The following is a 26,116-nucleotide window of genomic DNA, read 5'->3' on the forward strand; positions in this document are numbered from 1 at the left end:
TTTGCATTATCAATTATTTAATCATTTAATTCTATGAAAAATCTAAAATTAGGAATTTCAGCATTGGCGCTTACTGTTGCCTCTACTGTTTTCGCACAGACTACCAACAATCCGTGGTTAATCGGAGTTGGTGCTCATGCTGAAAACCACGTAGCAGCAAGAGGTACTTTCAGTAATACGTTCTCTGCTAACAATTTGACAAAGAACATGTTCAATGTGAACAACTTCTCTATTACACCTCCACTATCTAAGTTAACAGTTGCTAGAAACGTTGGTAAAGGTTTAGTAATTGACTGGCAAACTTCTGTTGGAAATGTTGAGAACAAAAGATTTAACATGGGGAAAGAATTTTTCCTAATGACAGGTCTTGGTTTCCAGGCTCACGCTGCAGGTCTTTTATGGAACGAAGAATCTTGGTTTGATCCATATTTAAGAGTTGGTGCTAACTATTTAAGACATGACTATACAGCTCTTACTTTCCCTAGAACAGCTGTTGATGCTAACGGTAATCCAATCGAAAACATTGTTAACGGTAAGGACGGTAACGAAAACGGTAAAGCGAATCACTTTACTGTAGCTACTGGTGCTGGTGCTAACTTCTGGGTAACTAAGAACTTCGGTCTTGGTATCCAAGGAGATTATGTATCAACTCCAGGTGACCACTCTACAGTGGCTAACTTCTGGCAAGCTTCTGCTTCTATCTTATTCAGATTCGGAAACAGAGATAGAGATAAGGATGGTATCCTAGATAAAGATGACCTTTGTCCAGATACTCCAGGTTTACCAGAATTCCAAGGATGTCCTGATACTGACGGTGACGGAGTTCCAGATAAAGACGATCAATGTCCAGAAGTGGCTGGTCCAGTTGAAAACAACGGATGCCCTTGGCCAGATACTGACGGTGATGGTGTAATCGACAAAGATGACGCTTGTCCTACAGTAGCAGGTCCTGCTGAAAACAACGGTTGTCCTTGGCCAGATACAGACGGTGACGGTATCCTAGATAAAGATGATGCTTGTCCTACTGTTCCAGGTCTTCCTGAATACAACGGATGTCCTAAACCAAAAGAAGTAACAGCTACTGACGTTGAGAAAAACCTTAAGAGCGTTTACTTCGATTTCAACAAAGCTACAATCAAGCCGGAATCTAAAGGAGCTCTAGATACTGCATCTGAAATCATTAAGAAAGATGGAGGTAGATTCCTATTAGTTGGTGAAACTGACAGAAAAGGAAGTGATGCTTACAACTTGAAATTATCTAAAGAAAGAGCTGCTTCTGTAGTTGCTGCTTTAGATGCAAGAGGTGTAGATGTTAACGCTTTAAAATCAGTAGGTATCGGAGAGCAAAATGCTAAAGTTGCAGAATCTGCATCTGATGCTGAAAGACAATCTGATAGAAAAGTAACTGTTAGATACATTGGTGATGACAGTGAATGGAACAAATATCAGAAATCTGATGTTGTTGCTCCAGCAAAAAAAGCTACTAAGAAAGCTACTAAAAAAGCTCCAGCTAAGAAAAAAGCTGCTGCTAAAAAGAAAAAATAATTAATTTTTCTAAATAATGAATACCTCCAATTTGATTGGAGGTATTTTTTTTTTGTTGACTTTTGAGTAATTTTGTTGGAAATTTAAAAATTAAAATGGGAAGAGCATTTGAATATAGAAAAGCTTCTAAAATGGCCAGATGGGATAAAATGGCCAAGACATTCTCTAAAATTGGAAAAGATATTGCATTAGCGGTAAAAGCTGGTGGAACAGATCCGGAATCCAATCCTGCATTGAGAAGATGTATCCAAAACGCAAAAGGGGCGAATATGCCTAAGGATAATGTTGAAAGAGCCATTAAGAAAGCGAGTGGTGCAGATGCAGAAAACTATGAAGAAATCACTTATGAAGGTTACGGACAAGGTGGTGTTGCTTTTTTTGTAGAATGTACTACAAACAATACAACAAGAACTGTAGCCAACGTAAGAGCTGTTTTCAATAAGTTTGACGGTAACCTTGGTAAAAATGGTGAGTTAGCATTTATCTTCGATAGAAAAGGAATTTTCACAATAGATTTAGCTCAGATTAAAATGGATTGGGATGATTTCGAAATGGAAATGATTGATGGTGGTGCAGAAGATGTGGAAAAGGATGAAGAGGAAGTAATGATTACTACAGCTTTTGAAGATTTCGGTTCTTTATCTCACAAATTGGACGCGCTTGGAATTGAAGCAAAAAGTGCAGAACTTCAAAGAATTCCAAACAATACAAAAGAAGTAAACGCAGAACAGTTCAAAGCTAATATGAAAATGCTTGAGCGTTTCGAAGAGGATGATGACGTGCAAAACGTTTACCACAATATGGAAATCACAGAAGAGCTGATGAACTCTTTATAAAAAATAACATAGCATTCATATACAGTTAATTTTCAATTAGTTTCTTTGTACAAAACTATGAAAAGAAACGTTGAATTAGTTGTTATATCGGATGTTCATTTGGGAACTTATGGATGTAAGGCTAAAGAATTGTTGAGATACCTCAATTCTATCCAGCCTAAAACGTTAGTTTTAAACGGTGATATTATTGATATCTGGCAGTTTAAAAAGTCTTACTTCCCTAAACCTCATTTGAAGGTAATCAGAAAAATTCTTTCACTGGCTACCAAAAACACAGATGTTTATTACATTACAGGCAATCATGACGAAATGTTCCGTAAGTTCACAGATTTTGAACTGGGAAAACTTAAAGTCTGTAATAAAATCTGTCTGAATATAGATGAGAAAAAAACCTGGATTTTTCATGGGGATGTTTTCGATGCATCCGTCCAGCACTCAAAATGGATCGCCAAACTCGGTGGAAAAGGTTACGACCTCCTGATTATTATCAATAATGTTGTAAATTGGTTCTTAGAAAAAATGGGTAAAGAGAAATACTCGTTTTCCAAAAAGATCAAAAACAATGTGAAAAAAGCAGTAAAATATATCGGTGATTTTGAACTTACGGCTTCCGAACTGGCCATTGACAATCATTATGATTATGTCGTTTGCGGGCATATCCATCAACCGCAGATCCGTGAGGTTGTTAATAAAAAAGGATCCTGTACTTATTTGAATTCCGGTGACTGGATTGAAAATCTGTCCGCTTTAGAATATCATGATAAAGAATGGAAGATTTTTTATTACGATGAGCATAAGCATTTGCTGAAAGATGATGAAGCTGAAGAAATTCCGGAAATGGATAATTCTGCTCTTTTAAAAATTGTAACCAACTTTTCCTAAATGAAGATTTTATATGCATTCCAGGGTACTGGAAACGGACATGTTGCCCGAGCACAGGAAATCATTCCTCTTCTCAAAAAACATGCATCTGTTGATACCTTGATCAGCGGCCATCAATCGCAATTGAAGGCTGATTTTGATATTAATTTTCAACACAGAGGTATTTCCCTTCTTTATAATAAAACAGGCGGTTTATCCTATCGAAAAACGTTTACTGAAAATAAATTTCTTGAAGCTGCTAAAACCATCAGAGAATTAGAGCTGTCACAGTATGATTTAATTATTAATGATTATGAACCCTTGACTGGTTGGGCTTCTAAACTGAAAAAACTTCCGATGATAGAACTCAGCCATCAGGCTTCCATGAGCTTTGCGGAAACACCAAAACCGAAGAAAAAAGACTTTCTGGGAGAAATGATTTTAAAATACTATGTTCCAAGTGAAAGGAAAATTGGGTTTCATTTTGAAAATTATCATCCTCAGATTAAAAAACCTGTAATCAGGAGAAAGATCAGAAATCTGAATCCTTACAAACAGGGATATTATCTTGTTTACCTGCCTAGTTTTGCAGATGAGAATATCATTAAAGTGTTAAGAAAAATTCCTGTGGAGTGGAAAGTGTTTTCAAAATACAGCAAAGTACAGGTAAAGGTAAAAAATGTAGAAGTATTTCCTATTGATGAAAGCCAGTATCTGAAATACTTTGAAGGCTGTGACGGAATTTTGTGCAATGCAGGTTTTGAAAGTCCGGCAGAAGCTCTGTTTATGGATAAAAAACTATTTGTAATTCCTATCCATAATCAATATGAACAGGAATGCAATGCATGTGCTCTTGACAAAATGGGAATCCCCAATTCCAAGGTTTTAAATCTTCAGGAAATTATGGAGTGGGTAGCTTCTGATCATCATCTCAGAGTAGATTATCCGGATGATATTGAAGATATCCTTCTCAATGAAGTTTTAATTCTTTAAAAAGATATCGTCCACATCATTCATTCTCATCATTACAGATCTTGCATAGGAACAATGCGGGTATACTTTCCAATTGTTTTCTCTGGCAAATTTAATGGCTTCTTCTACTAAAAATTTTCCCATTCCTCTGCCTTCAAATTCCGGGTGTACCAATACGAAAGAGATAATGAATTTATGATCTTCCGGGAAAATAGTATACGTAAGTCTTCCTACTTCTTTTGTTTCATTGTTTAACGTAAGAACTCCACCGTTTCCGGATTTATTGTTTTCAAATTTCATGATTCAGAACTTTATTCTTCAATATACAAAAATTGAACCGACCTTTGCATAAGCAATAAGCAATAAGCAATAAGCTTCGCGGTTAATTTTTAAATTGACCATTGACCAATCTAATTATCCTTCCCCGTATAATAGTTGTAGTCTTTGATAATAACATTGATAAACTGCCTTTCCGTCATTTTCGTAGGATCTATTTCCAGTTTCAGAATGCTTTTGATTTTTTCGGATAGTTTACTGATGATCTGGCGGTCATCTACTTTCAGAGCTTTGGTATAATTGTCTTTGATGATTCTCATGTCATTATCACTCAAAGCAATCACCTGAGGGAAAGAAGGAACATAATTTTCATGGATATTCTCCAGAATTGTATGAGAAATATTAATGTTGTTTTTTAAAGAAATAACAGCTGTTCCGGAAGCAATGTCACCTAAACGCTGGTTATTTTTAGAGACAATCATAGAAATAAGTCCTACCACTCCGGCAAAAGAAACATCTACGATTCTGAAAACCCAACGGATCATATAATCTGCAAAACTGGCCTGATAGCCATCAATTTTTACTACTTTTATCTTCATCAGTTTTTTACCGGGAGTCTGACCTTCCATCAGACTTTCCAATACAAGAGGATAAATATAGATGGGAAAAGTAAGAATAAGATATACTGCCCGTATAGACCAGTCATCAAGCCCGTCTAAAAGATATCCCAAATCGAAAATATTGAAGAAAAGATACAGGATAATTACCACATAAGCAATCCTGATCAGAAGATCAATAATGAAGGCAAGCATCCTTTCTCCTACGCCTGCAATATTAAAATTAATATTTACATTTTGTGAGGTATTTATCGCTATTTGAGACATATTTTTTATTATTTTAGCCTTAACAATTATGAGAGAAGTTTATTTCATTAAACAAAATAAAGAAAAATGGTTGGGAATAGAACAGGTTATTCAAGGGAAAATTAAAAAAAATCCTGATGACCTGTCTTCGCTATATATAAACCTGATCAACGATCTTTCTTTTGCCCAGACTTATTACCCCAAAAGTAACACCACCGTTTATCTGAATCATTTATCTGCCCAGATTTTTCAGAAGATCTATAAAACCAAAAGGGTAGAGGAAAACAGACTGGTTTACTTTTTTAAAACAGAAGTTCCGTTGTTGATGTATCATTACCGGAGATATCTGATGTATGCATTTCTCTTTTTCATTTTATTTACCTCAATCGGAGTGCTTTCTGCCATTTATGATAAAAATTTCGTGAATATTATTCTAGGTGAAGGATATGTGAATGAAACCGTTGAAAATATTAAAAATAATAATGCTGTAGGCGTTTATCAGAGTGGAAGTACCTGGGGAAGCACCATTGGAATTATCTTTAATAATATTCAGGTTGGAGCAAAATTATATATTTACGGAATTGCCGGAGGAGTGGGAACATTGTTTGCATTGCTATCCAATAGTGTGATGCTGGGAGCTTTTCAATATTTCTTCTATGATTATGGAGCATTGAAAGACAGTGCAAGAGGAATATGGCTTCACGGAGTTTTTGAAATTTTTGCTATGGTAGTGGAAGCGATGTGCGGATTGATTCTGGGCGCATCTATTTTATTTCCGAGAACGTTTTCAAGATTTAATTCGTTTAAAAAAGGATTTAAAGATTCATTTAAAATATTTTTAAGTACTGTTCCTTTCACCATTTGTGCAGGGATTATAGAAGGGTATGTCACCAGACATGCATTGAAGATGCCTTTAATTTTGAATCTGATCATTATTTTGGGTTCACTGGCCATCATTGGATTCTACTATTTTGTATATCCGTCTATTGTCTACAAAAAAACTAATCAACATATCCATGATACAATTTTATAAAAAAAGAGACTTTGGAACTTTTATCAGCGATAGTTTCAATTTTTTCAAATTATACGGAAAGAATTATTTTAAAAACTATATTCTGATCAACGGATTGCTTTTGATCTTAATGGTAACCGTTGTCATTTTCGGATATAAAGAACTCTTTTCACAAATATTCGGATCAAATCTTGGAGGGGAAACCTATTATTTTGAACAATATTTTTCTGAAAACTCAGGAATGCTGATTACGGTGGGATTATTGACCTTCCTGCTTTTCATGGTTCTGATGATTGTCAATTATCTGTATCCTGTTTTTTACTTAAAAAGAATTGCACAGGGTGCAGAAAAGATAAAAGCTGATGAAATTCTGAGTGATTTTAAGAACAATGCCGGAAGAATTGGAAAACTATGCCTGGGGATGATCTTTATTGTTACCCCTGCGATTTTATTTGTAGTAGGTTTTTCTTATATCCTGGTTCTTATTATTATCGGATTCTTTCTTATCCTGCTTCTTTATCCAACGATATTTAATTTCACTACATTTCTGATGTATGATTATTTTAATTCGGAGAGAGGTTTCTGGGGAAGCCTGAGCTATGCTTTGCGTTCTCAGTTTTCTTATCCGAATGGTAGCGAGAAATCACCGTTCTGGAAATATTGGGGATCTGCATTTGTGATGTTTATTATTATTTATATGATAACATCTATATTTACATTTATCCCGATGATGTTCTTTTACGGGTCGCTTCTTATCTCTACACCAGATGGAAATTTTGAACAAAATCCTTTTACCGGAGCTGCCGGAATTCTGTTTTTTGTATTTTATGGATTTTCCATGTTGCTTTCATTTTTTCTTTCAAACCTGATGTATGTAAATGCAGGACTGATGTATTATGACAGCAGAACAGATCTTCACCAGAAAGTTGAATTGGCAGAAATAGACACGATTGGAATCAATGAATAAAATTCTTTTTTTCATATTGCTTTTTTTCTCTCTTGGGCTGGTTAAAGCTCAGGACGATAATTCCGCTTCCGATGATCTGGTAGATTCATTGTATACTACCGGACATTACAGAAATATGCTGCGTGCAGATTCTGTGCTGATGAAATATCCGGTATCGGAGAATGAGGTGTATCCGAAAACATTTAAAGAAAATATTCCGTCAAGATATAGAGGAAATGAATTTGACTATTCTGTATCAAAACCGAGAGAATCTTTCTTTCAAAAGCTGATGCGAAAAATCAATCAGATTATACAGAGTATTTTTGGGGAAACAGCATTCACTAAGTCGGCAGAGCTTACTACTATTCTTATTCGTCTGTTTGCGATTATTCTTGTAGGTTTTCTGTTGTATTTCATTATTAAGTACATTATGGGAAAAGACGGGAATTTTATTTTTGGTAAAAAGAATAAAAAACTGGATCTTAATGTTCAGGAACTTCATGAGAATATCCATGAAATCAATTTCCCTGAAAGTATTGCAAAATTTGAACACGCAGGAGATTACCGTTCCGCAGTTCGTTACCAATTCCTGTTTGTTCTTAAAAAACTGAGTGACAAAAAACTGATCAACTGGAATCCGGAAAAAACAAATAAGGACTATGTCTCAGAGTTGAAATCTCCTCATCTGAAGGAAGATTTCTCTAATCTGTCTTATATTTTTGATTATGTCTGGTATGGAGAATTCAGTATTGAAGAAGAAAGCTATCAGAAATTTAAAAATCAATACCAGGCATTTAAACCCTAACAAATAGTAACCATGAATAAAACTTTCAAAACATATGCTGTAATTTTCGTCATTGTGATGATTATTCTGGCGTTGCTTGAAGTTAACAAAAAAGAAACGACAGACTGGCGGAAGAATTTTGATATCAATGAGAAGTCTCCGTTCGGATTATTTGTTTTTAATAATGAAGCTAAACATCTTTTTAAAAATAAACTGAAGAAGATTGAACAGGTTCCTTATGAATATTACAGCCAGCACAAAAAAGGAGATCACAATATTGTAGTCATTGAAAATAACCTTGACGGTGAGTCATGGAAAAAAATTCTGTCTCAGGTATCTGAAGGCTCAGATGCATTTCTGATGGTAACCCGTATGCCTAAAGAAATTTCAGACAGTATCGGATATTACGATTCCGAAATCTCTTTTGAAGAAGAAAATGTCCTGAAACTTACCGATAAAAAATTTCAGAATGATTTTATTAAATTAGATAAATTTCCATCGGGTAGAGGATTCTCATTCATTAAACCTAAAGTGGAAGTTCTTGGGAAAACAGTAGAGAAAAAGAATACAGATCAGGCCAATTTTATTAAAGTGAAGTTTGGGAAAGGATACATCTATGCACATACCGAACCTCTTTTCCTGACGAATTATTATCTTCTGAAACCCGGCAATGTAAAATATGCACAGGATGTGTTTTCATATCTTCAGGATAGAGAAACCCTTTGGTTTGTATCCAACAAAAGTTCTGAATCACGCTTTTTCATGAGATTTATATTGTCAAATCCACCTTTAAAATATGCATGGTGGGTATTTTTAGGAGGACTTGTTCTTTTTATCTTCTTTAATGCAAAAAGAAAACAGAGGATAGTTCCTGTAGAAGAGCCATTAAGAAATACTTCCCTGGATTTTGTGAAAAGCATTGGAAATCTGTATCTTCAGGAAGGCGATTTTCATGATATGATGGCCAAGAAGGCACAGTATTTTCTGAATAAAGTGAGAATGGACCTGTTGATAGATACTCAGAATTTAGATGAAGAATTTGCAAAAAAATTGCATCTGAAAACCGGGAAACCTATAGAAATGATCAGTGAAGCAATAGCACTTATCAAAAAAGCTCAGGATCCTTATGCCAGTGTAATGAAGGAAGATCTTGCAAGGATCAATAAGCTCCTTGATGAAATACTTAAATAATATAACAATAGAATAACCTAATGATATAAAGCCGATCAATGTTATAATCACTATTCACAGGAAGGGATACAATTATACATTATCGGGCAAGAATGATAAATTAATTTTATTATGGAAAACTTTGATAACCCCAATATAGAAAACCAAAGCACTATCAACCTTAATAAACAGGAAGAACAGTTTCAGTCGAGAATTGATATGATTGAACTTCGTGCAAGCTTAGAGAAAGTGAAATCTGAGATCGGAAAAGTAATTGTAGGGCAGGAGAAAATGATTGAACATCTTTTGGCTGCATTACTTTCCAACGGACACGTACTTATTGAAGGAGTGCCGGGAGTAGCGAAAACAATTACGGCAAAATTATTAGCCAAAACCATTGACGTAGGGTTTAGCAGAATTCAGTTTACTCCGGATCTGATGCCTTCCGATATTTTGGGAACTTCCGTATTCAATGTGAAAAATTCAGAATTTGAATTTAAAAAAGGACCTATCTTCTCCAACTTTATACTGATTGATGAGATCAACAGATCACCTGCCAAAACACAATCTGCATTATTTGAAGTAATGGAAGAAAGACAAATCACAATGGATGGCACGCGTTATACAATGGACGAACCTTTCCTTGTCATCGCTACACAGAACCCGATTGAACATGAGGGAACATACCGACTTCCGGAAGCTCAGCTGGACCGTTTTCTATTCAAAATCAATGTAGGATATCCTAACCTTGAACAGGAAATAGCGATCATTAAAAATCAGCACGAAAGCAAAAAAGAAGATAAAACAGAAGGGATAAACCGTGTTATCACAGCTCAGCAATTGAAAAATTACCAGCATCTGGTAAAAGAAATTATTGTGGAATCTCAATTGATGGAATATATTGCTAAGATTATCATCAATACCAGAGAAAACCAGTTCTTATATCTGGGAGCATCTCCGAGAGCTTCCCTAGCACTTCTTACAGCTTCAAAAGCATTTGCTGCTATAAGAGGACGAGATTTTGTAACCCCTGAGGATATTAAAGAAGCAAGCTATGCTGTTTTAAGACACAGAGTAATCGTATCTCCAGAAAGAGAAATGGAAGGTCTTACTGCAGATGAAATTATCCGTCAGATTTTAGAAGGAATAGAAATACCGAGATAGGTATTAGGTAGTTGATAATAGGTGGCAGGTAGCAGTTAATAGCGAGTGAATGCTTAAATAGTTACAAAATTATTATATATGGCAAATTTTAAAGAACTTTTAGTTTGGCAGAAGTCTATTGATTTTGTTACTGACATTTATAGGATTACTGAAACTTTTCCTAAAACCGAAATCTATGGATTAATATCACAAATAAGAAGGTCTGCTGTTTCTATACCCTCTAATATTGCTGAGGGAAACTCAAGACGAAGCAAACCTGATTATCTACAATTTTTAAAAATAGCAAGAGGCAGTTGTGCAGAGGTGGAAACCCAATTAATAATTTCAAAAAATCTCGGGTTTTTAAATGAAGATGATTATTTGAAACTCAATGAAAGGATTATAGAAATATCCAAATTGTTGAACGGACTTATTAATTCCTTACAATAATAATGAATGTGAAAAAGCTAATAAACGACCACCTAAAACCTTTCATCTGCAACCCGCTACCTAACTAATGAAAAACTTATACATCAATACACGTTTCTTTTTTACACTCATCGGAGTGGGGATTCTGTATGTCCTTGCATTTTTCTTTCCGGTGCTGATGTGGGTTGCCCATATTGCACTCCTGATTTGCTTTCTGGCGGCAATGGTAGATTTTCTGTTGCTTTTTAATCAAAAGAATACATTGCAGGCTCAAAGGATTCTGCCGGAAAAATTGTCCAACGGAGATGAGAATTTTGTAAAAATAGATATTAAAAATAATTATAGTTTTACCATACATACTAAGATTATTGATGAAATTCCGTTTCAGTTTCAAAAGAGAGATTTTTTGATTGAAAAACAAATCGCTTCCGGAGCAAATACATTTTTTCAATACACATTGGAGCCTAAAGAAAGAGGAGAATATCATTTCGGAGGTCTGAATGTGTATGCATCATCACCGTTGGGATTCATCTCAAAAAGATTTATTTTCCAGAAAGATGCGATGTTGCCTGCTTATCCCTCTTTTATTCATCTCAGAAAATATGAGCTGATGGCTATTCAGAGTGAATTTTTATTAGGAGGAATCAAGAAAGTCAGAAAACTGGGACACACTATGGAATTTGAGCAGATCAAAGAATATGTTCCCGGAGATGATATCAGAACGATCAACTGGAAAGCAACTTCCAAGACGAACCGTCTTATGGTAAACCAGTTTCAGGATGAAAAATCACAACGTATTTTTATGCTGATTGATAAAGGAAGAACCATGAAAATGCCTTTCAACGGGTTAAGTTTGCTGGATTATTCTATCAATGCTACGATGGCACTCTCTCATATCATTTTAAGAAAAGGAGACAGAGCCGGAATGATGACTTTTTCCAAGAAAGCCGAAAATAAAATTGCTGCCGATAATAAATCCGGACAACTGAAGAAAATCTCAGAAGCACTTTATAATATTAAAACAGATTTCTTTGAAAGCGACTTCAACCGTTTATACCAGGATGTAAAATATTCCATTAACCAAAGAAGTTTAATTCTGCTTTTTACCAACTTTGAAACGCTGGACGGACTGAACCGACAGTTAAAATATCTTCGTGGAATTGCGAAAAACCATTTGCTGGTTGTTGTATTCTTCAAAAACTCAGAACTGCAGATGCTGATCAACAAAAATCCTGAAAATATGCAGGAGATTTATGATGAAGTCATTGCTGAAAAATTTGAATTTGAAAAGAAACTCATCATCCAGGAACTCCGCAAATATGGAATTTATACGGTCTATACCCTTCCGGAAAATCTGAATATTGATGTTATCAATAAATATCTGGAGATAAAAGCAAGAGGAATTTTATAACTTTGCACAAGCAATAAGCAAATAAACAATGAAAATTACACTTAACAGAATAAACGACGATTTTTTATTTGAATGTACCAACGCTCAGGGAAATTCCATTCTTTTGGATAACACTTCCCAGCCGGGAGCAAAAGGAGTTTCTCCCATGGAAAGTGTACTGATGGCAGTAGCAGGCTGCAGCGGAATTGATGTGGTTTCTATTCTGAAGAAGCAGCGTCAGGAAATCAAAAGTTTCCAGGCAGAAGTAGAAGGAGAAAGAGTGCAGGTAGAAGATGCAAAACCTTTTAAATCTATTAACGTTAAGTTTCTTCTGGAAGGAGAAATTGATCCTAAAAAAGCATTAAAGGCTGCAGAACTTTCTTTTGAAAAATACTGCTCAGTATCAAAAACGTTAGAACCGAATGTAGAAATCGGATACGAAGTATATGTGAACGGAGAAAAAATTTAATCTCTTATCTAAAAATATAAAAAGCCGGATGATTTATCCGGCTTTTTTATTACTCATTACCAATTACTCATTGCTTATTAAAAGGTGAGTCTTGGTTTTATCAATTTTGCCACAGTGGCAGTCCATCCTGTTTGATGGGAAGCACCTACGCCACGGCCATTATCTCCATGGAAATATTCAAAGAAAGTAATATAATCTCTGAAATGTTCATCATAATTGAATTTTGGATTACCTCCGTTGAAAGCTCTTTGTCCATGTTCATCCTTTAAAAACAGAGAGCAAAGTCTTTTGCTGATATTCTGAGCCACTTCATCAAGATTTCTTTTATCTCCACTTCCCGTTGGGAGTTCTACTTTCAGACTGTTTCCATAGTAATAATGGAAACGCTGAAGGCTTTCCACAATCAGAAAATTGATTGGAAACCAAATTGGACCGCGCCAGTTGCTGTTTCCGCCAAACATACGGCTGTCACTTTCTGCAGGTGTATAGTAGACCATATTTTCAGATCCATGTACAGAGAAGACAAAAGGATTTTCCTCATATACTTTGGACATGGCACGGATTCCGTAAGAACTAAGGAATTCATTTTCATCAAGCATTCTGGTCAGAACCTTTGTCAGTCTGTTTTTTCGGAGGATGCTCATCAGGTGTTTCCGGCCTTGTCCTTCCTCGTCCCAGTGAGAAACAAGTTTGGTCAATTCCGGCTTGTTCTTTAAGATCCATTCCATTCGGGTTCTGAAATTCGGCATCTTTTCCAGTAAGCGGTGGTCTACAATCTCAACGGCAAACATCGGAATCAAACCGACAATACTTCTTAATTTTAAAGAAACACTGTCTCCGTTTCCAAGCTGTAGTACATCATAGAAGAATCCGTCTTCTTCATTCCAAAGACCTTTTGTGCCTTCACCCAGGTTTTCCATAGCTTCCGCGATATAAAGATAATGCTCAAAAAACTTGATCGCCATATCTTCATAAACCTGATAATACTGGGCAAGCTCCATTGCAATGCGCATCATATTCAGGGCATACATCGCCATCCAGCTTGTTCCGTCTGCCTGTTCAAGGTGTTGGCCGTCCTTTAATTCCATATTCCGGTCAAAAGCTCCGATATTATCGAGACCAAGGAAACCACCACCAAAGATGTTTTTCCCATTTTTATCTTTTCGGTTTACCCACCAGGTGAAATTAAGAAGCAGTTTCTGGAATACTTTTTCTAAGAATAATAAATCCGGTTTTCCATTAGTTTTTTCATCAATTTTGAAAACACGGAAGCATGACCACGCATGTACGGGCGGATTCACATCACTCATATTCCATTCATAGGCTGGAAGCTGTCCGTTAGGATGCATATACCATTCTTTCGTAAGCAGCAAAAGCTGTCCCTTGGCAAATTCAGCATCGATGATAGAAAATGGTACACAGTGAAATGCCAGATCCCACGTTGCATACCATGGATACTCCCATTTATCGGGCATGGAAATAATATCCTTATTGTGGAGATGATTCCATTCCGTATTTCTTACATATTCGTTGAAATTTCTTGGAGCTTCAAAGTTGGGATCACCTTTCAGCCATTTTCCGATATTGTAATGATAGAACTGTTTGTTCCAGAGAAGTCCGGCAAAAGCCTGTCTCTGCACATTTCTTTCATCTTCGTTGACGGTGTCATTCTGAATTTCTTTATAAAACTCTTCAGCTTCAGCCTCTCGTATATTGAATATTTCATCAAACTTTTCAAAAGGTTCATCAGCTTCATCCGGACATAATCTGAATTCAAAAACTTTGGATTCCCCAGCACCAATAAGCTCATCAATCAGAAAAGAAGCTTTTGTTCCCTTTTTTTCAGGATTTACCGTATTGGTTTTATGAGTAATGAAATTATTGATCCCATCTTTGAAATAAGTATTTTCAGCTGCAGGAGCTCCATAAAGCTTAGAATTATTGGTTTCGTTATCACAAAATACGCTTTGTGCATTGGTATTTCGGGAATAAAGTTTTTTGATTGAAATACTGTCATGGCCAATATTGATACTTCCGTCATGAGAAGCATTGATTTCTGCTTTATACGTATTATATCCCCATTTCCAGTTGTTTCTGAACCATACGGTAGGCGCTACCAGAATAGGGGCTTCATGCTGACTTCGGTTACAGACCGTTACTCTGGCAAGAATATCATTGTGATCGGCTTTACAGTATTCTATAAAAATATCAAAATACTCATCATTATCAAAAATTCCGGTATCGAAAATCTCATATTCCGGTTCCTTTTTACTGCGTCTCCCGTTTTCTGCAACAAGGTCATCGTAAGGAAATTCATTGATCGGATATTTATACACCATTTTCATATAGCTATGAGTAGGTGTATTATCCAGATAATAAAAGATTTCTTTGATGTCTTCCCCATGATTTCCCTGAGGATTGCTCAATCCAAAGAATCTTTCCTTTACCATTTTGTCTTTCTTGTTCCAAAACGAAAAAGCAAAACATAAAAGTTGCTTTACATCAGAAATTCCGGCAATTCCTTCTTCACCCCATCGGTAGGCATAGCTTTCTGCATTATTATGGTTGGTAAAATTCCAGGCATTCCCGTTCGGGCTATAATCTTCGCGTACATTTCCCCACTGCCGGTTGCTTACATAAGGTCCCCAGTTTTTCCATTTGGTATCTTGTAATCTATCTTTTTCGGCGGTCATATCTCATCATTTTTCCATACGAAGTTAGTTTTTTTGATAAGTAATTCCAATTTTTTTCATCTGAAGAATTATTAATATACTCTTGAAATACTTGTATTTAAGGGCTTTTTTAAATATTAAAATAATTTTTTTTTGAAATTAAAAGAAAAGAACTACCTTTGCACCATTCGTTCATTCAAATATTGAAAATGTTATCAAGAAAGGTTGAGGGATTAGACCCTATGAAACCTTAGCAACCCTTTGCGCAAGCAAAGAAGGTGCTACGTTCTACCAAATAATTTTGGACAGATAACTTACTGAAGTTCTTTTCAGCCATTTCCTGTGGCATTTTCAATTGTATTAAAATTTAATAGAATTGAAAACAGAACTAAACTATATTAATCTTACGTATCAAACTTATTCCCAAAAGGAATACCATATCCCGTTAAGCTATCAGCTTTTTGGGAAAGATCTGTTTACAGCCCCTATCATTTTAATCAATCATGCTCTTACCGGAAATTCAAACGTATCCGGAGAAAAAGGCTGGTGGAAACAATTGGTAGGAAAAAATCAGGTTGTTGATACTGATCAATATACTGTTCTGTGTTTTAATATACCCGGAAACGGATACGACGATTTTTTAATTGAAGACTATGAAAACTTCACTCCTGCAGATATCGCAGCGATATTTCTGAAAGGACTTGAAGCTTTACATATCAAAAATTTATATGCCATTATCGGAGGCTCTCTGGGAGGAGGGATTGCCTGGGAAATGCTTGCCAAGCAGCCGGATCTCGCAGAAATATTTATTCCAATAGCCTGTGACTATAGAACACACGATTGGCTTCATGCACAGTGTCTGGTTCAGAAATTTTTATTGAATGATAAAGAGGAACCATTACAGAAAGCAAGAATTCATGCTATGTTGTGTTATAGAACTCCACAGTCACTCAATGACAGATTTCAAAACCAATATAACCAGGAAAAAAAACGCCTGGAATCAGAAGACTGGCTGGTTTATCATGGTAATGCACTAAACGAAAGGTTTAGTTTAAAAGCATACAAGCTGATGAACCATCTCCTGATGAATATAAACGTTGCTGAAGAAGCACTGGAGAACATACAGGCACGAATGCACATGATCTCCGTAGATACAGACTTATTCTTTCCGGCTTCTGAAATCCGAATGTGTTTTGAAAACTTAAAAGAGAAAAATAAGGATGTTTCTTATCACGAGATCCAATCTATACACGGGCATGATGCCTTCCTAATGGAATATCAACAATTAAATAATATCATTAAAAACATTTTATAGAAGTAATGAAAAATGCTAACGAAATAAAATTTTTGAAGAACAGATCAATCGTCAAATTTGAAGGAGAAGATTTCCTGGGAGAAATCGGGATTGACGGACGAATTTTTAAAGCGCTTACTTTGGCGCGTATCAGTGTAGGCGTAATTTCTCAGCAAGCCATAGAAAACGGAATTTCAATTCTGGTTCAAGAAAATGATGCAGAGAAAGCAGTGGCTTGTCTTATTGATGAATTCGAAGCAGAAAGAAAATCTGGAAAAGTTTCCCAAATTTATAGTATTAATAATGTTTCTGTGATTGGTTTTGTTGCAGAAGACTTCAATAAAGTCTTTGCAGAACTGGCAAGAAACAATGTTTTCCCATTGCTTTTGAATCAGGTAGCAGGAGAAAACAGAGTCAATATCGTAGTGACTTCTTCTCAGGATGAAAAAACAAGAAACATCATAGAATCTGAAATTTTCAAAAAGCCGAAGACCGTTCATCTGGCTATCATTGGCCACGGAAATGTAGGAAAAACATTGATTCAACAGGTTTTGGAATCTGCAGAAGAAATTAAAAAACGTAAAAAAATAGATCTTAAAGTAGTTGCAGTAGCCAACTCTAAGAAAATTGCCTTCAACAAAAAAGGATTCGATGCCAATTGGAGTGATGAGGTTTTAACAGCAGAACATCCATCAAATGTAGAAGAATTAATCAACTTCTCTAAGGAAAATCAACTGGAGAATCTGATTGTTGTGGATAACACAGCAAGCAAAGATTTTGTGAAAAACTATCATGCTTTGGCAGAAAACGGATTCGATCTGGTGTCTTCCAACAAGATTTTCAATACCCTTCCGATAGAAGAATACAGAAAACTAAGATATACGTTGAGTAAAAACAACAGACGTTATCTGTATGAAACCAATGTGGGGGCTGGTTTACCGTTAATTGATACCATCAAATTATTACACCTTTCAGGAGAAAATATTACAAGAATCAAAGGTGTGTTCTCAGGAACATTAAGCTATGTGTTCAACAATTTTTCTTTGAGAGATGATAAATTCTCAACCATCATCAACGAAGCGCTGGAAAAAGGATACACAGAACCGGATCCGAGAGAAGATTTATCAGGAAATGATGTAGCAAGAAAATTATTGATTCTGGCGAGAGAATTAGACTTAATCAATGAATTCGGAGATATCAATATTCAGAATCTTGTTCCGGAAAGCCTTCTTGAAGTTTCAAAATCAGAATTCCTTTCAAGATTGGAAGAGCTGGACGAAGAATATCAGAAAATAAAAGAAAACCAGGAACCCGGACATGTATTGAGATATGTAGGTGATCTACATGGTGACTTACAGAAAGATAAAGGCGAACTGGATGTAAAACTGGTTTCTGTTCCTGCAACTTCCGCACTAGGACAGCTGAAAGGCTCAGATTCCATCTTTGAAATTTATACAGAAAGCTATGGAGAAAATCCAATTGTGATTATGGGAGCCGGAGCTGGCGCACAGGTAACAGCAAGAGGTGTATTCGGAGATATTTTAAGAGTAAGTGAAACGAAATAAATTAATGTAACAATCTACCAATCTGGCAGTGTAACCATTATTGCAATTGTATTCTGAGCATAGCGAAGAATCTAATGGTTACCCTGCTGAATTGACAAATTAAAACTATATGGAAAATTTTGAAACATCAGCAATAAGAACCCAAACGGAAAGATCTCAGTTTGATGAGCATTCTACGCCGCTCTATCTTACTTCCAGTTTTATATTTCAGGATGCAGAAGATATGAGAGCAAGCTTTGCAGAAGAAAAACCTAAAAATTTATACAGCCGTTTCTCTAATCCAAATGTAACCGAATTTACAGATAAGATTGCTAAAATGGAAGGGGCAGAAGCAGGATATGCCTTTGCAACAGGAATGGCAGCCATCTATTCTACATTTGCTGCATTACTGAATGCCGGAGATCATATCGTAAGCTGCCAGTCAGTATTTGGATCTACTCATACTTTGTTTACCAAATATTTCCCGAAATGGAATATTGAAACCTCTTATTTCAAAGCACAAGATGCCGCGAATGTAGAGCAATATATTAAACCTAATACCAAGATCTTATACCTTGAAACGCCCACCAATCCGGCCATTGAAATTCTGGATCTTGAGTTTTTCGGACAGATTGCAAAAAAACATAATCTTATCTTTATCGTAGACAATTGTTTTGCAACGCCTTATCTTCAGCAGCCTATCAAGTATGGTGCAGATATTGTGGTACACTCAGCAACGAAACTGATTGACGGACAAGGAAGAGTTTTAGGTGGAATAGCAGTAGGAAAGGAAGACCTGATCAGAGAAATTTATCTTTTTGCAAGAAATACAGGACCAGCATTATCTCCTTTTAATGCATGGGTATTATCAAAAAGCCTTGAAACATTGGCAATCCGTGTAGAAAAACACTGTGAGAATGCATTGAAGGTAGCCGAGTTTTTAGAAAGTCATCCTAATGTAGAATTGGTAAAATATCCATTTCTGAAATCTCATCCGAGTTATGAAATTGCCAAAAAGCAGATGAAACTTGGAGGAAATATCGTAGCCTTTGAAATAAAAGGTGGAATAGAAGGTGGAAGAAACTTTTTAGATAAGATCCAAATGTGTTCACTGTCTGCTAATTTAGGTGATACAAGAACGATCGTTACGCATCCGGCATCTACTACACACTCCAAATTATCAGACGAAGAAAGAAATGAAGTAGGTATTACTGCAGGGCTGGTACGTTGTTCAGTAGGGTTGGAAAATGTGGATGACATTATTGCTGATCTGAAGCAGGCTTTAGATTAATCCAAATAGCAACTGGTCTTAGCCAAAATAGATAAAAATGAAAAATTCAGAACAATTATATAAAGCTTTATCCGAGAGAATTTTAATTCTTGACGGAGCGATGGGAACCATGCTTCAGCGATACAAATTCGAAGAAGAAGATTACCGTGGAGAACGTTTCAAAGACTGGGAACATCCGGTAAAAGGAAACAATGACCTGCTTTCTCTGACACAGCCCCAGGCGATTGAGGAAGTTCATAAGAAATACCTGGAAGCCAAAGCTGATATCATTGAAACCAATACCTTTTCAGGAACTACCATTGCGATGGCAGATTATCACATGGAAGATCTGGTATACGACCTGAACTATGAGTCAGCAAAAATTGCCAGAAAAGCCTGTGACGAGTATACTGCGAAAAATCCGGATAAACCGAGATTCGTAGCGGGATCTATCGGACCTACAAACAGAACAGCTAGTTTGAGTCCTGATGTTAATGATCCAGGGTACAGAGCCATCACTTTTGAAGAATTGAGAGTCGCTTACAAACAGCAGTGTGAAGCTTTGCTGGATGGAGGTTCAGACATCCTTCTGGTAGAAACCATCTTTGATACCCTGAATGCAAAAGCAGCTTTATTTGCTATTGATGAATTACAGGATGAAAGAGGAATTAAGATCCCGATCATGGTTTCAGGAACCATTACCGATGCTTCAGGAAGAACATTGAGCGGACAGACTGCGGAAGCTTTCCTGATCTCAGTTTCTCACCTGAATTTACTAAGCGTAGGTTTCAATTGTGCATTGGGAGCAGATCAGCTGACCCCTTATCTTGAAACACTGGCTCATAATTCAGAATTCTACGTTTCAGCATATCCGAATGCCGGTTTACCGAATGCTTTTGGAAAATATGATGAAACTCCGGAAGATATGGCGAGACAGATCAAAGAATATGTTGAGAAAGGATTAATCAATATTATAGGAGGATGTTGTGGTACAACGCCTGAGCATATTAAAGCGATTGCAGACCTTGTAGAAAAATATGAGCCAAGGAAATTGAAGAAATTTGTGTGATTTGATAGATTTTTTTAATTAAAATCAAAGATGAAGGCTGGATTATAAATGTTAACTTTAAGTAAACCACAAAGTTAAACATATGGAAAAGCCAATTTACTTAAAAGATTCCGAGGATGTCAGATTATTTAATGAGCTGAGAAAGAAAGTGAACCAAAGAGTAGAAACCATTTCTGAGAACAGAGATATCTACATTAAGATCAAAGCGGTACTTCTTCCACTGGTCTATATTGGTTTATATTTTCTGGCTCTTGTGAATGCCGAAAAGCATTGGATCTACATTCTGAGCTTTGTTTTAATGGGAATTTCTTTGGTTTTGATTTATTTAAACTTAATCCACGAAGCAGCCCATAATAACATTTATAAAAGTAAAAGATTAAACGGGCTGGTTCTTCACATTTTTGATTTTATAGGAGCCAATTCCTATATCTGGAAAAAAAGACATATCGCAAGCCATCACGCCTATCCTAACGTAGATGGATGGGACACGGATATCGAACAGAGTGGGCTGCTTTTAATCGTACCGTGGATTAAAGCGAAAGGAGTACAGAAGTATCAGGATAAGTTTTTCTTTTTAGTATATCCGTTGTATTTGTTCAACTGGATGTTTATAAGAGACTTCAGAGACTTCTTTGATAAGGAAAGGGTGATTTTAAAAACCCAGGGAAAGATACCCGCCATTGAAAAAGTAAAAATAATAAGTTATAAGCTGTTCTATTTCTTTTATCAGATTGTGGTTCCTGTAATGTTCTTTAAAGTATCAATAGGATTGGCTTTAGGAGCGTGGTTTTTACAGGTGATATCAGCAAGTATTTTTGCATTGTTTGTTTTACTGCCTTTGCATCCGCTTCCTGATAATGCTTTTCCAAAATTAAATAAAGAAAAAGGTCTGCCATTCAGTTGGCTTCGTCACCAGTTTGAAGTGACCAATGATTTAAAAGAAAATAACTGGTTAGTAAGAAATGTGTTGGGAAATTTCAATTTTCATGTTGCCCATCATCTTTTTCCCAATTACAGTTATATGTATTACAATGAAATTACAGAGGAGATCGAGGAGTTTGCTAAAGAGCATGATTTAGCATATAAAAGATTTCCATTGATTACAGCTTTAAGTAAGCATAGGGATTTATTGAAGCAGAATGCCAATAATGCCTACTATATTTTAGAAGAATAAAATGAAATATTTAAGATTATCAGGCCTTGAGCCTCTTATCATAACCCCGGAGAGTAATTTCATCAACGTTGGTGAAAGGACGAATGTTGCCGGTTCCAAAAAGTTTTTAAGGCTGATCAAAGAGGAGAAATTCTCTGAAGCCTTAGATATTGCCCGCCATCAGGTAGAAGGAGGTGCCCAGATTCTGGACGTTAATTTTGATGATGGATTGATCGATGGTAAAGCATCGATGATCAAATTCCTGAACTTAATTGCCTCAGAACCGGATATTGCAAGAATTCCAATCATGGTAGACTCTTCCAAATGGGAAATCCTTGAAGCAGGTCTTCAGGTAGCTCAGGGAAAATGTGTGGTAAATTCTATCAGCTTAAAAGAAGGTGAGGAAGAATTTATCAAACATGCCAAAGCCATTAAAAGATACGGAGCAGCAGTCATTGTTATGGCGTTTGATGAGGTAGGGCAGGCTGACAGTTTTGAACGAAGAATTGAAATTTCAAAACGTTCCTATGATATCATGGTAAATCAGATTGGTTTCCCTGCAGAAGATATCATTTTCGACTTAAATATCTTTCCGGTAGCAACTGGAATGGATGAGCACAGAAGAAATGCCATCGACTTTATTGAAGCGACACGCTGGGTAAGACAAAACCTTCCCTATGCATCAGTAAGTGGAGGAGTAAGTAATGTTTCTTTCTCTTTCCGTGGAAATGATACCGTAAGAGAAGCGATGCACTCCGTATTCCTTTACCATGCGATTCAGGCAGGAATGAACATTGGTATCGTGAATCCGGCAATGCTGGAAGTGTATGACGAGATCAATAAACAATTACTGGAGCTTGTAGAAGATGTCATTCTGGATAAAAGAGAAGATGCCACAGAAAGACTTCTCGACTATTCCGAAAAGCATAAATCAGTAAAGAAAGAAAAAACTGAAGACTTAGAATGGAGAAACAATCCATTACAGGAAAGAATCACCTATGCTCTGGTAAAAGGAATTGACCGCTTCATTGAAGAAGACGTAGAAGAAGCAAGACAATTGGCAGAAAGACCGCTACATGTGATAGAGATTAATCTGATGACCGGAATGGGAGTCGTAGGAGATTTATTCGGAAGCGGAAAAATGTTCCTTCCTCAGGTAGTGAAGTCCGCAAGGGTAATGAAAAAGGCGGTAGCTTATCTACAACCTTTCATTGAAGCAGAAAAAGACGGATCAAGACCTGCTAATGGTAAAATCCTAATGGCAACAGTAAAAGGTGATGTTCATGATATTGGTAAAAATATTGTAAGCGTTGTTTTGGGTTGTAACAATTATGAAATTGTTGACCTTGGTGTGATGGTTCCTGCTGAAAAGATTATTCAGACTGCTATAGAGGAAAAAGTAGACGTTATTGGTTTAAGTGGACTGATTACGCCAAGTTTGGATGAAATGGTCTATATCGCTTCAGAATTAGAAAGACAAAACTTAGATTTTCCATTATTGATCGGTGGTGCTACAACTTCAAAAGCACATACCGCAGTGAAAATCGATTTAAAATATAAAAATGCAGTTGTTCACGTAAATGATGCCTCAAGAGCTGTAAATGTTGTGAGTTCATTATTAGGTGACAGAAATAAAGAATACGTTTCGGATTTAAAGAATGACTATTCCGATTTCAGAGAAAAGTTTCTGAACAGACAGGTAGATAAAGATTATGTCTCCATTGAAGAAGCAAGAGAAAATCATTTTAAAATTGATTGGGAAAATGAAGAAATATTCACTCCGAATACAATAGGAATAAAAATAATCGAGAATCAGGATTTAAGAGAACTTCTTCCTTTCATCGACTGGTCTCCGTTTTTCAGAAGCTGGGATCTTCACGGAAAATATCCGAATATCTTAGAAGATGAGGTTGTAGGTGCTCAGGCGAAAGAATTATTCAAAGATGCTCAGGTTATTCTGAAAAGAATTCTGGATGAGAAACTGTTAACGGCAAAAGCTATCTTCGGAATCTTTAAAGCCAATTCCAATGAATCTGATGATATCTTGATTTTTGATGAAGATAATAATGAGCAGGCGAAGTTTTTAACCCTTAGACAGCAGGCTCAGAGATCAAAAGGAAAAGATTATCTGGCTCTAAGTGATTTCATTGCTCCTCAAAGCTCTGGAAAAACTGATTACGTGGGAGCATTCTGCGTAACCACCGGATTTGGAACTGATGAACTGTCTGCAGAATACGAAAAAGCCAATGATGACTACAATTCCATCATGGTAAAAGCTCTGGCAGACCGTTTTGCAGAAGCCTATGCAGAATTTTTACATAAAAAAGTACGAACAGAGTATTGGGGATATGCCAATCAGGAAACTTTAAGCAACGAAGAATTGATTGCCGAAAAATACAAAGGAATCCGTCCGGCTCCAGGTTATCCGGCTTGCCCTGATCATTTGGAAAAGAAAACCATCTGGGAGCTTTTAAAAGTAGAAGAAAATACAGGCGTTTTCCTTACAGAAAGCCTTGCTATGTTCCCAACAGCATCTGTTTCCGGATATTATTTCGGAAGCCCGCATGCCAAATATTTCGGATTAGGAAAAATTACAGAAGACCAGCTTGAAGATTATGCAGCAAGAAGAGGTTGTAGCATCCAGGAAGCGAGAAAATGGTTGTCACCAAATTTAGCAGATTAACATTGACATGAAGATAACAGAACACATTAAAAATGCAAATGGAAAAACTTTATTCTCCTTAGAAGTTGTTCCGCCACAGAAAGGAATCGGAATTGAAGACCTCTATACCAATATAGATCCGTTGATGGAATTCAAACCACCTTTCATAGATGTTACAACATCCAGAGAAGAATATATCTACCTAGACAAAGGGAATGGTCTGATGGAACGCCGTATTACAAGAATGCGCCCGGGAACACTGGGAATCTGTGCTGCTATTCAACATAAATATAATGTAGATACAGTTCCGCATCTTCTTTGCGGAGGTTTTACAAAAGAAGAAACAGAATATCTTCTGGTAGACTGTATGTACCTTGGAATAGATAATGTAATGGCCCTAAGAGGAGATGCCATGAAAGGGCATCAGTATTTTGAACCTACTCAGGGAGGGCATGCCAGTGCCATGGATCTTGTAGACCAGATCAATAACCTTGGAAGAGGAAAGTATCTTCATAATGAAGAACAGGTTTGTGATGAACTTAACAAGTTCTGCATTGGTGTTGCAGGATATCCGGAAAAGCATATGGAGGCCCCTTCCATGAATTATGACCTGAAGTGGCTGAAGCAAAAAGTAGACGCCGGAGCAGATTATATCGTTACCCAAATGTTTTTTGACAATAAAAAGTATATTGAATTCGTTCAGAAAGCAAGAGAAATGGGAATCACGGTTCCAATCATTCCGGGAATTAAACCGATTGCAACAAAGAAACACTTGAAAATCCTGCCACAGGTATTCAAAATAGATCTTCCCGAAGAACTGATCAATGAAGTAGAAAATGCAAAGAATAATGAAGCTGTAAAACAAATCGGAATAGAATGGTCCATTGCTCAATGCAAAGAATTACTGGATTTCGGAGTTCCTGTTCTGCACTTCTACTCAATGGGGAAGAGTGATAATATTAAAAAAGTAGCCGGTGAGCTATTCTAATAAAAGTACCAAAATGAAGGAACCCCTGTGAAATTTCACAGGGGTTTATTTTTTATTGATTTAAGAATTTAACCAGTTTGATGAGGTCCGCTTCTTTATTAATTTTGATATTATTAGATTTTACGAACTTTTCAATCTCATCTTTTTTTGATGGGAAAGCTTCTGCTATCTCTTTTATTTTTTTTGGATTCTTAATAAATCCTGATTCTGTTTTGATATAGTAAATAGGATCCTTTGCATTAAAGCTCGCAGGTCTGTCTATTTCATATGAGTTTTTTGCAGAAACAGCATTCTTAAACTCTGTTTTTACTTTTTTTAAAAGCGCATTTTTACCTCCTGCAAGTTCAAAAAAGTACCCCTTTAGATCATCACCAGTATCAATTTTTACTAATATTTCTTTTGTTCTGGTAAATTCAATTCTTGTAAAAGGACTGTCCGGAACTAAAGAATACGTTTCTTCATCTTTTTTAAATTCAACTTCGTCGAAATAAGTGTTATAACGTGCTACAGCAGATTCTTCTCTGTTGCCTGCGATAAATTTAGCGGGGGAAAATGCTTTTTCATAGTAAGGGCTGCCTTGGATGTCGTCATAGCTTATTCCTTTACTGTTAGAATCTCCGTTTTGATAGAAGGTATGATTTAGTAAACGTGATCCGTCATAGCTCAATGTATTCATCTGCTGTGCAGACAGAGGAATAGCTGATATAAATAAGATGTTTATAATTATTTTTCTCATTGTACATAGTTTTAGTTAGTTTGTTCAATAAA

23 protein-coding genes and 1 riboswitch are annotated in these 26,116 nt (G+C 36.2%); of the genes, 19 read left to right on the forward strand and 4 right to left on the reverse strand.

Translation table 11 applies throughout. The features are described 5' to 3' along the window. Positions 1–33 precede the first annotated feature (33 nt). The 4 genes from ACKTTZ_RS10885 (at position 34) to ACKTTZ_RS10900 (ending at position 4,235) form a co-directional block, all read left to right on the forward strand. Entirely contained in the window at positions 34–1,545 is a 1,512-nt protein-coding gene (locus ACKTTZ_RS10885; protein WP_034694754.1) for an OmpA family protein, read from the forward strand. Between the two features lie 95 nt (positions 1,546–1,640). After that, positions 1,641–2,381, forward strand: coding sequence for a YebC/PmpR family DNA-binding transcriptional regulator (locus ACKTTZ_RS10890; RefSeq protein WP_034694756.1), 741 nt, complete (start codon positions 1,641–1,643; stop codon positions 2,379–2,381). Positions 2,382–2,438: 57 nt separating this feature from the next. After that, positions 2,439–3,263, forward strand: a complete 825-nt coding sequence (locus tag ACKTTZ_RS10895) for a UDP-2,3-diacylglucosamine diphosphatase (protein ID WP_034694759.1) — start codon at positions 2,439–2,441, stop codon at positions 3,261–3,263. Then, positions 3,264–4,235, forward strand: a complete 972-nt coding sequence (locus ACKTTZ_RS10900) for a glycosyltransferase family protein (RefSeq protein ID WP_034694761.1) — start codon at positions 3,264–3,266, stop codon at positions 4,233–4,235. Here the strand turns inward: ACKTTZ_RS10900 and ACKTTZ_RS10905 are convergent. Next, positions 4,224–4,514, reverse strand: a complete 291-nt coding sequence (locus ACKTTZ_RS10905; RefSeq protein ID WP_034694765.1) for a GNAT family N-acetyltransferase — start codon at positions 4,512–4,514, stop codon at positions 4,224–4,226. The two genes, ACKTTZ_RS10900 and ACKTTZ_RS10905, sit on opposite strands and share 12 nt — an antisense overlap. Positions 4,515–4,624: 110 nt before the next feature. Next, complete coding sequence (locus ACKTTZ_RS10910; protein WP_034694767.1) at positions 4,625–5,374, reverse strand: RDD family protein; 750 nt, start codon at positions 5,372–5,374, stop codon at positions 4,625–4,627. A 28-nt stretch (positions 5,375–5,402) separates the two neighbouring features. Between ACKTTZ_RS10910 and ACKTTZ_RS10915 the strand changes: the two genes are divergently transcribed. From ACKTTZ_RS10915 to ACKTTZ_RS10950, 8 genes are all read left to right on the forward strand, one after another. Continuing rightward, on the forward strand, positions 5,403–6,386 hold the full coding sequence (locus ACKTTZ_RS10915) for a stage II sporulation protein M (RefSeq protein ID WP_034694769.1): 984 nt from the start codon (positions 5,403–5,405) through the stop codon (positions 6,384–6,386). After that, entirely contained in the window at positions 6,370–7,332 is a 963-nt protein-coding gene (locus tag ACKTTZ_RS10920; RefSeq protein ID WP_407848803.1) for a DUF4013 domain-containing protein, read from the forward strand. The genes ACKTTZ_RS10915 and ACKTTZ_RS10920 overlap by 17 nt, the downstream gene beginning before the upstream one ends. Then, positions 7,325–8,116 (forward strand): DUF4129 domain-containing protein, encoded by a 792-nt coding sequence (locus tag ACKTTZ_RS10925; RefSeq protein WP_407848805.1) that lies wholly within the window; start codon positions 7,325–7,327, stop codon positions 8,114–8,116. Before ACKTTZ_RS10920 ends, ACKTTZ_RS10925 begins: the two co-directional genes overlap by 8 nt. 12 nt (positions 8,117–8,128) lie before the next feature. Continuing rightward, entirely contained in the window at positions 8,129–9,286 is a 1,158-nt protein-coding gene (locus ACKTTZ_RS10930) for a hypothetical protein (protein ID WP_034694774.1), read from the forward strand. Between the two features lie 111 nt (positions 9,287–9,397). Continuing rightward, positions 9,398–10,429, forward strand: coding sequence for an AAA family ATPase (locus tag ACKTTZ_RS10935; RefSeq protein ID WP_407848807.1), 1,032 nt, complete (start codon positions 9,398–9,400; stop codon positions 10,427–10,429). A 78-nt stretch (positions 10,430–10,507) separates the two neighbouring features. Beyond that, positions 10,508–10,858, forward strand: coding sequence for a four helix bundle protein (locus ACKTTZ_RS10940; protein WP_407848808.1), 351 nt, complete (start codon positions 10,508–10,510; stop codon positions 10,856–10,858). Positions 10,859–10,925: 67 nt separating this feature from the next. Next, positions 10,926–12,248, forward strand: coding sequence for a DUF58 domain-containing protein (locus ACKTTZ_RS10945; protein ID WP_407848810.1), 1,323 nt, complete (start codon positions 10,926–10,928; stop codon positions 12,246–12,248). 28 nt (positions 12,249–12,276) lie between these two features. Further along, positions 12,277–12,696 carry an OsmC family protein gene (locus tag ACKTTZ_RS10950; protein WP_002983375.1) on the forward strand — a complete coding sequence of 140 codons (420 nt, stop codon included), beginning with the start codon at positions 12,277–12,279 and terminating at the stop codon, positions 12,694–12,696. A 77-nt stretch (positions 12,697–12,773) separates the two neighbouring features. On the opposite strand, the gene ACKTTZ_RS10955 is transcribed toward ACKTTZ_RS10950, so the two are convergent. Then, a complete protein-coding gene (locus ACKTTZ_RS10955) occupies positions 12,774–15,389 on the reverse strand; it encodes an MGH1-like glycoside hydrolase domain-containing protein (RefSeq protein ID WP_407848812.1) in 2,616 nt (871 codons plus the stop codon). Between the two features lie 188 nt (positions 15,390–15,577). After that, positions 15,578–15,684: riboswitch (SAM riboswitch) on the forward strand. A gap of 60 nt (positions 15,685–15,744) precedes the next feature. Here ACKTTZ_RS10955 and ACKTTZ_RS10960 point away from each other — a divergent pair. The 7 genes from ACKTTZ_RS10960 (at position 15,745) to metF (ending at position 25,348) form a co-directional block, all read left to right on the forward strand. Then, the gene (locus ACKTTZ_RS10960) at positions 15,745–16,683 is read left to right on the forward strand and encodes an alpha/beta fold hydrolase (RefSeq protein ID WP_407848814.1); all 939 of its coding nucleotides are present in this window, start codon (positions 15,745–15,747) and stop codon (positions 16,681–16,683) included. 5 nt (positions 16,684–16,688) lie between these two features. Further along, positions 16,689–18,227, forward strand: coding sequence for an ACT domain-containing protein (locus ACKTTZ_RS10965; RefSeq protein WP_407848816.1), 1,539 nt, complete (start codon positions 16,689–16,691; stop codon positions 18,225–18,227). Between the two features lie 109 nt (positions 18,228–18,336). After that, a complete protein-coding gene (locus ACKTTZ_RS10970; RefSeq protein WP_034694792.1) occupies positions 18,337–19,497 on the forward strand; it encodes an O-succinylhomoserine sulfhydrylase in 1,161 nt (386 codons plus the stop codon). A 37-nt stretch (positions 19,498–19,534) separates the two neighbouring features. Continuing rightward, the gene (locus tag ACKTTZ_RS10975) at positions 19,535–20,545 is read left to right on the forward strand and encodes a homocysteine S-methyltransferase family protein (RefSeq protein WP_034694795.1); all 1,011 of its coding nucleotides are present in this window, start codon (positions 19,535–19,537) and stop codon (positions 20,543–20,545) included. Between the two features lie 82 nt (positions 20,546–20,627). Further along, positions 20,628–21,719, forward strand: a complete 1,092-nt coding sequence (locus tag ACKTTZ_RS10980) for a fatty acid desaturase family protein (protein ID WP_407848819.1) — start codon at positions 20,628–20,630, stop codon at positions 21,717–21,719. Position 21,720: 1 nt separating this feature from the next. Continuing rightward, entirely contained in the window at positions 21,721–24,381 is a 2,661-nt protein-coding gene (metH, locus tag ACKTTZ_RS10985; protein WP_407848821.1) for a methionine synthase, read from the forward strand. A 7-nt stretch (positions 24,382–24,388) separates the two neighbouring features. Next, complete coding sequence (gene metF, locus ACKTTZ_RS10990; RefSeq protein WP_407848823.1) at positions 24,389–25,348, forward strand: methylenetetrahydrofolate reductase [NAD(P)H]; 960 nt, start codon at positions 24,389–24,391, stop codon at positions 25,346–25,348. A 52-nt stretch (positions 25,349–25,400) separates the two neighbouring features. Here metF and ACKTTZ_RS10995 read toward each other — a convergent pair whose 3' ends face one another. Beyond that, positions 25,401–26,084, reverse strand: coding sequence for a hypothetical protein (locus ACKTTZ_RS10995; protein ID WP_034694802.1), 684 nt, complete (start codon positions 26,082–26,084; stop codon positions 25,401–25,403). Positions 26,085–26,116: the final 32 nt, after the last annotated feature.

This window comes from Chryseobacterium sp. KCF3-3, from assembly GCF_045865955.1.
In the GTDB taxonomy this organism is placed as follows: domain Bacteria; phylum Bacteroidota; class Bacteroidia; order Flavobacteriales; family Weeksellaceae; genus Chryseobacterium.

What these genes read in the sequence shown, in the direction of transcription:
- ACKTTZ_RS10910 (WP_034694767.1), bottom strand. Translation starts at nt 5,374, where the DNA reads ATGTCTCAAATAGCGATAAATACCTCACAAAATGTAAATATTAATTTT.
- metH (WP_407848821.1), top strand. Translation starts at nt 21,721, where the DNA reads ATGAAATATTTAAGATTATCAGGCCTTGAGCCTCTTATCATAACCCCG.
- ACKTTZ_RS10915 (WP_034694769.1), top strand. Translation starts at nt 5,403, where the DNA reads ATGAGAGAAGTTTATTTCATTAAACAAAATAAAGAAAAATGGTTGGGA.
- ACKTTZ_RS10980 (WP_407848819.1), top strand. Translation starts at nt 20,628, where the DNA reads ATGGAAAAGCCAATTTACTTAAAAGATTCCGAGGATGTCAGATTATTT.
- ACKTTZ_RS10885 (WP_034694754.1), top strand. Translation starts at nt 34, where the DNA reads ATGAAAAATCTAAAATTAGGAATTTCAGCATTGGCGCTTACTGTTGCC.
- ACKTTZ_RS10940 (WP_407848808.1), top strand. Translation starts at nt 10,508, where the DNA reads ATGGCAAATTTTAAAGAACTTTTAGTTTGGCAGAAGTCTATTGATTTT.
- ACKTTZ_RS10965 (WP_407848816.1), top strand. Translation starts at nt 16,689, where the DNA reads ATGAAAAATGCTAACGAAATAAAATTTTTGAAGAACAGATCAATCGTC.
- ACKTTZ_RS10900 (WP_034694761.1), top strand. Translation starts at nt 3,264, where the DNA reads ATGAAGATTTTATATGCATTCCAGGGTACTGGAAACGGACATGTTGCC.
- ACKTTZ_RS10930 (WP_034694774.1), top strand. Translation starts at nt 8,129, where the DNA reads ATGAATAAAACTTTCAAAACATATGCTGTAATTTTCGTCATTGTGATG.
- metF (WP_407848823.1), top strand. Translation starts at nt 24,389, where the DNA reads ATGAAGATAACAGAACACATTAAAAATGCAAATGGAAAAACTTTATTC.
- ACKTTZ_RS10920 (WP_407848803.1), top strand. Translation starts at nt 6,370, where the DNA reads ATGATACAATTTTATAAAAAAAGAGACTTTGGAACTTTTATCAGCGAT.
- ACKTTZ_RS10970 (WP_034694792.1), top strand. Translation starts at nt 18,337, where the DNA reads ATGGAAAATTTTGAAACATCAGCAATAAGAACCCAAACGGAAAGATCT.
- ACKTTZ_RS10895 (WP_034694759.1), top strand. Translation starts at nt 2,439, where the DNA reads ATGAAAAGAAACGTTGAATTAGTTGTTATATCGGATGTTCATTTGGGA.
- ACKTTZ_RS10925 (WP_407848805.1), top strand. Translation starts at nt 7,325, where the DNA reads ATGAATAAAATTCTTTTTTTCATATTGCTTTTTTTCTCTCTTGGGCTG.
- ACKTTZ_RS10905 (WP_034694765.1), bottom strand. Translation starts at nt 4,514, where the DNA reads ATGAAATTTGAAAACAATAAATCCGGAAACGGTGGAGTTCTTACGTTA.
- ACKTTZ_RS10975 (WP_034694795.1), top strand. Translation starts at nt 19,535, where the DNA reads ATGAAAAATTCAGAACAATTATATAAAGCTTTATCCGAGAGAATTTTA.
- ACKTTZ_RS10945 (WP_407848810.1), top strand. Translation starts at nt 10,926, where the DNA reads ATGAAAAACTTATACATCAATACACGTTTCTTTTTTACACTCATCGGA.
- ACKTTZ_RS10950 (WP_002983375.1), top strand. Translation starts at nt 12,277, where the DNA reads ATGAAAATTACACTTAACAGAATAAACGACGATTTTTTATTTGAATGT.
- ACKTTZ_RS10890 (WP_034694756.1), top strand. Translation starts at nt 1,641, where the DNA reads ATGGGAAGAGCATTTGAATATAGAAAAGCTTCTAAAATGGCCAGATGG.
- ACKTTZ_RS10995 (WP_034694802.1), bottom strand. Translation starts at nt 26,084, where the DNA reads ATGAGAAAAATAATTATAAACATCTTATTTATATCAGCTATTCCTCTG.
- ACKTTZ_RS10955 (WP_407848812.1), bottom strand. Translation starts at nt 15,389, where the DNA reads ATGACCGCCGAAAAAGATAGATTACAAGATACCAAATGGAAAAACTGG.
- ACKTTZ_RS10935 (WP_407848807.1), top strand. Translation starts at nt 9,398, where the DNA reads ATGGAAAACTTTGATAACCCCAATATAGAAAACCAAAGCACTATCAAC.